The organism is Pseudomonas sp. YA1 (genome assembly GCF_058680555.1).
Genome location: NZ_JBZWBG010000014.1, coordinates 183,383 through 190,049, shown reverse-complemented (window position 1 = coordinate 190,049; position 6,667 = coordinate 183,383). Strand labels below are relative to the sequence as shown.

The 6,667-nt window shown below is 55.0% G+C and carries 8 protein-coding genes and 2 pseudogenes; 3 read left to right on the top strand and 7 right to left on the bottom strand.

The window, feature by feature from the left end; genetic code table 11:
* The first annotated feature begins 175 nt into the window (after nucleotides 1-175).
* Nucleotides 176-730, top strand: a complete 555-nt coding sequence (locus AC4OR5_RS21065; protein ID WP_003109069.1) for a BRO-N domain-containing protein — start codon at nucleotides 176-178, stop codon at nucleotides 728-730.
* A 204-nt stretch (nucleotides 731-934) separates the two neighbouring features.
* On the opposite strand, the gene AC4OR5_RS21060 is transcribed toward AC4OR5_RS21065, so the two are convergent.
* From AC4OR5_RS21060 to pys1, 7 genes and pseudogenes are all read right to left on the bottom strand, one after another.
* On the bottom strand, nucleotides 935-1,168 hold the full coding sequence (locus tag AC4OR5_RS21060; protein ID WP_003116336.1) for a pyocin S6 family toxin immunity protein: 234 nt from the start codon (nucleotides 1,166-1,168) through the stop codon (nucleotides 935-937).
* Nucleotides 1,165-1,417 (bottom strand): annotated as a pseudogene (locus AC4OR5_RS21055) (colicin E3/pyocin S6 family cytotoxin). Before AC4OR5_RS21055 ends, AC4OR5_RS21060 begins: the two are co-directional and overlap by 4 nt.
* A gap of 166 nt (nucleotides 1,418-1,583) precedes the next feature.
* Nucleotides 1,584-1,856 carry a colicin immunity domain-containing protein gene (locus AC4OR5_RS21050; RefSeq protein WP_015648363.1) on the bottom strand — a complete coding sequence of 91 codons (273 nt, stop codon included), beginning with the start codon at nucleotides 1,854-1,856 and terminating at the stop codon, nucleotides 1,584-1,586.
* Nucleotides 1,853-2,218 (bottom strand): hypothetical protein, encoded by a 366-nt coding sequence (locus tag AC4OR5_RS21045; protein WP_058159977.1) that lies wholly within the window; start codon nucleotides 2,216-2,218, stop codon nucleotides 1,853-1,855. Before AC4OR5_RS21045 ends, AC4OR5_RS21050 begins: the two co-directional genes overlap by 4 nt.
* Before the next feature lie 157 nt (nucleotides 2,219-2,375).
* Nucleotides 2,376-2,635: pseudogene (locus AC4OR5_RS21040) on the bottom strand (hypothetical protein).
* A gap of 98 nt (nucleotides 2,636-2,733) precedes the next feature.
* A complete protein-coding gene (gene imm / locus AC4OR5_RS21035) occupies nucleotides 2,734-2,997 on the bottom strand; it encodes a pyocin-S1/S2 immunity protein (protein WP_003112475.1) in 264 nt (87 codons plus the stop codon).
* Nucleotide 2,998: 1 nt separating this feature from the next.
* Nucleotides 2,999-4,855 (bottom strand): pyocin-S1, encoded by a 1,857-nt coding sequence (pys1, locus tag AC4OR5_RS21030; RefSeq protein ID WP_034083285.1) that lies wholly within the window; start codon nucleotides 4,853-4,855, stop codon nucleotides 2,999-3,001.
* 497 nt (nucleotides 4,856-5,352) lie between these two features.
* Between pys1 and AC4OR5_RS21025 the strand changes: the two genes are divergently transcribed.
* Nucleotides 5,353-5,721 (top strand): DUF2195 family protein, encoded by a 369-nt coding sequence (locus AC4OR5_RS21025; RefSeq protein WP_003082340.1) that lies wholly within the window; start codon nucleotides 5,353-5,355, stop codon nucleotides 5,719-5,721.
* 27 nt (nucleotides 5,722-5,748) lie between these two features.
* On the top strand, nucleotides 5,749-6,528 hold the full coding sequence (locus AC4OR5_RS21020) for an ATP-grasp domain-containing protein (protein WP_003082336.1): 780 nt from the start codon (nucleotides 5,749-5,751) through the stop codon (nucleotides 6,526-6,528).
* The last annotated feature ends 139 nt before the right edge of the window (nucleotides 6,529-6,667 follow it).

Sequence of the window (6,667 nt, the reverse complement as noted above, 5' to 3'; positions counted from 1 at the left end):
TCATTACTTGATGCACCGCTACAACTGGATCAGGCCGCATCAATTCAACGACGGGTTACCACCTGCGGTGGCCGAAGAAAAACTCAACCCACTGTCCGGGATGGGTTGACCACTACACCCACCCCATTCATCCCCTCGCGGCACGACACCAACACCACCTCCCCGGAGGTGCGCCATGTCTGACACCCTCCTCCAACCCAGCCGTTTCACCCACCACCATCGGGTCCTGCACGCCGTGCTGCTGGATGAGGAAGGCTGGTTCGTGCTCTCCGACCTGGTACGGCTGCTGGGCCGTTACCTGGGCGGTCGGGCGCCGGCGGCGTTGTGTGACGAGGCGCCATGGCCGCTGGCGACGGCGGAGCAGCGCGAGCGCTTGTTCGCCCTCTGCCATGCACTGGAACGGCACCTGGATGCCGATCAGTGGCGGCTCGCCTGGCTCCATGACGAACGCCACGGGCCACGCCAGGACTGCCTGGTCAGCGAGTCCGGGCTCTACGCTCTGCTCTGGCTCGCAGTGCCTGGCGCGGCACGGAGTTTGCGCCGTTGGGTCAGCGGCTCGGTGCTGCCACGCCTGCGCAGCCAGTCCCGCCCCAACGCCACGCCCCAGCGCGCCGTGCTGCACTGGAAAACCGCCGAGATCGACACCCTGCACTGGCAAGGCAAGACCTGGATCCCCCTCTCCGACTGCCCCCAACTCCTCGACAGTCCACGCCCGCTGATCCGGGCCTGACCCCGTCATACGCCCTGAAAGGAGTCAGGGCTTGAAGCAACAGAGTGATCTTTTCCCTCATGACCACTAAAAATCTAGGTTTTTCCAGTAACGCTCTCTTTCTTTACAACTATCAGGCCAAGGAAGAGCACTCTATTGCCAAATAGAATATTTTAAATTTAAAAAGAACCCCCATGCAGCAGGACCTTCCTCTACAATCTATAGTTAGGCGTAAACCCCAATAAAATACTCCAATCCAACCGGAAGCTTTTCGCCTATAACCTCCTCAATCCTTACAACATCATCATTCTTAATAGGATATTCACCCTCAATATTCTCACCCTTCTTCCAACGCATCACCTCCATAACTTGCGAAATATATTCGAAAGGAACAGTTTTTTCATATTTCAAGGACTCATCATTTCCCGATGGTAGGTACCCAGAAATCAATACAGTCATGTTTCTACACTCCTTTTTGGATCAGCAGACTTCGTGCGAGCACCAGTATTAGAATCAAACCCTCCCAAGTGCCACCCTCTCTTTTCATACATCTCAAAACTGCCATGCTGAGAATCCCATTTATAGATATTCCCTTTTATCCTTCCAGCGCTTCCGCAACCCACCACCACCTTGAATAGAAGTTTTTGGCTTAGCTCTCAAGGCGTCGGGGAAGGCAGGTAGTGTTGCCGGAGCAGGATAGTAATACACAAGGCTTTCAATTCAAAATCGCAGACTCACGCATTTTGCGACTGACGCACTAACTGACAATTCGGCGATTTACATCTGCTCTCGAAGCATGGATTGGCTAAGAAACAGGCGAAGCCCATAAACTGACTTCGCCTGATCTATATCTTCGGATATAAAGGATCATCAGCTAGATATATTTATATTTCTTCAAAAGCCCTCTAACTTCCTGCTTTAGCTCCTCTTCATTTATCTCACCATCATTATCCTTCGGTCCATCCGTGAAGCAATCTGCCATTCCAAACATAAGCCTGAGGCAAGCGCCAAGATTATCATCATCCTTTTTCAGCAATCCTGACGCACCTTCGCTACGCCACATTTCAAAGAATTTTTTTGTGAAACTCTTTCCGCTTAACGATCCATCCAAAAAATTTCTTGCAAGATCAATAAGTGCCATGCTCATTTAAAGCACCTCATTCTCAAAATAGTTTTTTTCCTGTTTGCTTCCTGGTTCAAGATACCACCCTGACAAAAACATTCCATCCTCTTTGATAACAACCACAATATTAGTGTCAGGACTGTAAAATAATTGGATCCTTGATACCTATGACAAACCCCTTGCAAATTATGTCGTGCTTTATCGAAGCGCTCCTGCCTTATCTGCATGACTTCTTCATAAATGTACGATTTGGCGTTGTCGCCTTCAGCTTCCCGCTGGACTCCCTTGACCTTACGAGTCATCCGCTCGTAATCTTCCGGCCACAACGCTTGCTCCATGCGCAACGATGCCTGACCCAGCAAATGCAGCAGGCCGAACAGGCGCATATCGTTGGTGGCAACGATGTGTTCTCGAATCCACTCTTGGGTTACTCCGCAGGCCAGATGTGTTTCTGGCGTTGATGTGCTGTCATAGTCGGCTCGGAATCCCGCTTCTTTGGCGAGCTGTGCCCAGTGCTGGCCAATGCCTGGATGTTGGATGTACTCATTTGCTCATCCACTTGCGCAGCAGGCGCTTTTTCAGGGACGCGCGTTCTTGCGGGTTGTGTCCCTTGAGGTTAGCGACACGATCTGCCGTAGCAGCCTGGCGTATGAGGGGCCAGTAGGAACGCCCATCCTTACGTGGCACCAGTGTTATTGACCTGACTTTCCAGTAGGGAGAGGTGGGCTGCTGGCCAACGTGGAGAGCTCGCTACGGCAGCTCGTGCGCCCGACGATGGGTGTTTTGCGGTGGTTGCGGCTCATAATGTGATTGTCTTCAAGAATATTCAGGACAGACTGTCAAGATAGAGCAGCGTCAACATGGAACAAGCCCCGTCGAAACGGGGCTTGTTGATGGCCAACTAACCGGCCTTAAAGCCAGGAAGCCCCTTGGAAGCACGCCATTCTTTAACTTCCTTTACAACTCCAGCTGGGCTATCTTCTCTATTTTCGTTGGGGTAGTAAAGAAGGTCTGAGCCGCTTGGGTGTTCCGTTAGTTTTTTAAATTCAAGCACGGCTTGAATATGAGACTCCTCGGTAGGGAACTTTTTCTTATTGTTTGTATATATGTCTTTAACAAACTCAAGAAACTCTTTTTCCGTATATTCGGAAATCTTGGACTTCATATCACTTCCCTCCCTTGTGGATTTCTATATGACGTTTTGGCGTTACTGCAACAAGGTTCCCCATATTGTAAACGCCGCCTCCATCTGCTATTCGAACCTTGTGGTGGATTTCGATCTTTATTCTCCCGCCAGCCTGTTCTGACTCTCTGACATAAGGAGCACCTCCATCTCTCATTACAGCTAAACTACCAGGATTAAACTGTTTACTTAACTCAGGATCATTAGCCACAGCTATCCAGAATTGTTCCCGAAAGTCCCGCCAGTTTTTGAATGTCTTACCACGTAGTTTATCCGCAATCTGGCTTGGAATTGGAGCCCCCTCACCTTGAGAGGCGGCGCCGAGCCAATTACCGCTGACGGGCTGTCCCTTGCCAGTCGCAGCACCAGGTACATCCCGCGGATCCCTGAACATCACATAGATCGGCTTGATCCCCGAGTCGGCCGGGAAGCCGATGATCAGGTCTTCCGGTAGTGTAATCACCCCAGGATAGGTTTCCGGGGTAGCCTTCACCGGTGTAAGGGTCGCTCCCTCATATACCGGCACCGGCTTCGGTACGACCGGAGTGGTACTCGAAGGGTTCTGGTTTCCGGGAGGACTCGCCGGCGTCCAGGTCAGGATAAGCGGCGGTGCTTCTGCGACCGTAGAGGGAACCGTAACCTCGTACAGTCCTGTTGCGGTGTTATAGGCCGCCATCCGGACTGGAACGGCTTTCGGAACGCTCACACCATCGGTGCTGACCACCGAAAGGGTCGTCGTGCTGCCCCGTGCCTCGTTGGTCAGTCGCATCGGCAGATCGACGGTACCACCTGCTTTTGCAACCGCGTTCAGATTTACGCTTGAGGGAAGCCCCAGCTTGTTGGCATCCATGCCCAGGGCGTAACGAACGCTATCGGGCGTTTGGTCCTGCCATTGCTCGGCAGTCCGGGAGGAGTAGGTCAGACTGGCAAAGCCCACGGCCATCACCGAGGGTGCTGAAACCAGGACCCGGCCCAGGACGGCAATCGCATCGGAGATCGCTTGAGCAAGGGATGCGGCGCCTTGTGCGACCTGGATCAGACCCCGGCCTGCGGCGGTGGCGACAACGCTGCCATTGGCCGGCATGGCATAGGTATTGGCAGCTCTTATCGCCGCTTGCTGGCGGGCCTGCTCTTCGGCTTTGCGTTTGGCCTCAGCCGCTGCTTGTTCACGCGCCTTGTTTGCTGCGGCCGCCTCAATACTTGCTTTGGCGGCGGTCAACGTATTCATGCGGATCTGGAGACTACTGATCGCTTCGGTGAAGAGTTTTACGTTATAAGCTGCCGCGAGACCTTCCATTTCCCTGTCGAGGAAGCGCATATAGGCTTCAGGTCCGTTAATATTGCCTTCTCGCACCGCTTGTTCACCGATCTCTTCCGCCGTACGGGTAAGGAAATTCTTTGCACCCAGGCTGGTAATCTTCTTCTGATTCAGCAGTAGTTTTTGATTCTTTTGCTGGAGGGCGTTTCCAACGATGGTCAGACTGCGGTTGATGACGTCCAATGGTGCAAGATTCTTTGCCGGACCAAGAGCGGCATCAGCCTTATCCAGCTCGGCTTGTACCGACGCCTCAAGTTTTTTCTCGGCATCTCGGAACTGAAGCTCGATCTCCCTGCGTTTTTCTTTAACCTGAAGAGGAACATAGCGTCTGGGGTCAACGCCCAGATCAGCATAACTTTCAAACTCTTGCCAGCCATTTTCAGTGGACGAATCCAAGCCGTGCTCTATAGGTCTGGCAATGGGGCCAATGCCGGTACCTCCCCCAGGGCCGTAATAAACGTCTCCGCTTGCCGTGACAGTTGTAGAGTTGAAGTGGATAAGGTCAGCAATGGGTCGTGCCATATGTATCTCCTACTTCCATGAGTGCATGGCTTATTATTTACGTCGAATTAGACTTTTTAAACGCCCCTTGCCAAATGAACGCCAATACACTGGAAATACACAGCAATCAAACTGCAATATCCCGTATCCAATGACCCAGAAGGCCCATCCTTGGCCATTCCCTTCTACGAAACGACCTCGTTTGCGCATGCGCCCATCCAGCGGTCATTTTCTGCACGAAAACCTCATCTACCCCTGCCAGTCACGGAAGCCGCATACCTTCAGTTCATTAACGAACTCCCACTTTCAAAATTCATCCATGCCGCCCCTTCGCGAGCTTCCGGACAAAACCACGCTGATTGCGAGCCCAGCGTTTTTGATTGCAAGCCGCTGCACTTGGTCAGGCCGTTTCCGCAGCGCATGAAGTCCTGGCCGATATACCGGCAGGGCCAGCCATCGTTCGACGAATAAAGCCACCTCAGCCATGATGCCCTTTCCATCCCCAGCGGAACCCCGACATGGACGCCAAAGCTCTGCTCCTCGGCAGCCTCTGCCTGGCCGCCCCATTCGCCGACGCGGCGACGCTCGACAATGCCCTCTCCGCCTGCCTCGCCGCCCGGCTCGGTGCACCGCACACGGCGGAGGGCCAGTTGCACCTGCCACTCACCCTTGAGGCCCGGCGCTCCACCGGCGAATGCGGCTGTACCTCAGCGCTGGTGCGATATCGGCTGCTGGCCATGCATGCCAATGCGAAGGCACAGGTCCTTCAGGAAGGTCTGCTCGACGGTCGCTACGAAGGCGCCCGTACCCTAACGCTGGCAGCGGATGCGCAACTGGCGGCCGACAGCACGCTCGTGGTACGTCTTGGTTGCGCCGTCGCCGAATGACCATCCACCGACCCAGCGAGGTTCGCGATGCACCTGCTTTACCCCTCCGCCCCCGACCGCAGCAACGCGGTCGATGAACTCTTCGCCGAGGAATATGACGCGGCCCGTTCGGCAGGCTTGGCCTGTTCGCTGTTCTGCGACGAGGAACTGGAGAGTGGACGCTTTCGCGCCCGCCCGGAGTTTCCGGCAAACACCCAGGTGCTGTATCGCGGCTGGATGCTCACACCGGAAAACTACGCTCGCCTGCACGGCGCGATCCTCGTCGCTGGCGGACGGCCCCTGACCAGTCCACAGCAATATCGGCACTGCCATTACTTGCCGGAGTGGTATCCGCTCTGTGAGGACCTCACGCCGGCGACCCTGTTCCTGTCCAGGAACGCCGACTTCGAGGCAGTGTTGGCGCAAAGCCCGTGGCGCGCCTGGTTCGTCAAGGACCATGTGAAATCCCTGACCACCCAGCGCGGCTCGAAGGCCACCAATGCTGCGGAAGTGCGGGAAGTCCTCGATTCGATCGAGCGTTATCGAGGCACCATCGAAGGCGGTGTATGCCTTCGGGAGTTCGAGGCGCTGCGTGCGGAAACCGAGGAACGCTACTTCGTTCTTCACGGCCGCGCTCACGGGCGTCTCGATACCGTCCCGCCGCTAGTGGAACAGGTGGCACAACGTATCGATTGCCCGTTCTTTTCCGTCGACGTGGTCGAGTCGACCAGTGGCGAGTTGCGCCTGATGGAACTCGGCGATGGCCAGGTCTCCGACCGCAAGCAATGGCCCGCCGCACGCTTCGCGGCGATGCTGGCACAGGCATAGTCGGAACCGCTGCAATCCCAACCCGACCAAGCTCCCCTTGATCGATCCCGAGGGGGCTCGTCACTCGCGCAGTGCCTCGACCACTTACTCTCATCCGAAGCCCAGGAACGGTTGTCCGTCCCCTCGCCCATGGATATTT

Bases quoted from the DNA above. Each gene is read 5' to 3' on its own strand.
- imm (WP_003112475.1), bottom strand. From the start codon at position 2,997: ATGAAGTCCAAGATTTCCGAATATACGGAAAAAGAGTTTCTTGAGTTT.
- AC4OR5_RS21050 (WP_015648363.1), bottom strand. From the start codon at position 1,856: ATGAGCATGGCACTTATTGATCTTGCAAGAAATTTTTTGGATGGATCG.
- AC4OR5_RS21065 (WP_003109069.1), top strand. From the start codon at position 176: ATGTCTGACACCCTCCTCCAACCCAGCCGTTTCACCCACCACCATCGG.
- AC4OR5_RS21060 (WP_003116336.1), bottom strand. From the start codon at position 1,168: ATGACTGTATTGATTTCTGGGTACCTACCATCGGGAAATGATGAGTCC.
- pys1 (WP_034083285.1), bottom strand. From the start codon at position 4,855: ATGGCACGACCCATTGCTGACCTTATCCACTTCAACTCTACAACTGTC.
- AC4OR5_RS21020 (WP_003082336.1), top strand. From the start codon at position 5,749: ATGCACCTGCTTTACCCCTCCGCCCCCGACCGCAGCAACGCGGTCGAT.
- AC4OR5_RS21045 (WP_058159977.1), bottom strand. From the start codon at position 2,218: ATGCGCCTGTTCGGCCTGCTGCATTTGCTGGGTCAGGCATCGTTGCGC.
- AC4OR5_RS21025 (WP_003082340.1), top strand. From the start codon at position 5,353: ATGGACGCCAAAGCTCTGCTCCTCGGCAGCCTCTGCCTGGCCGCCCCA.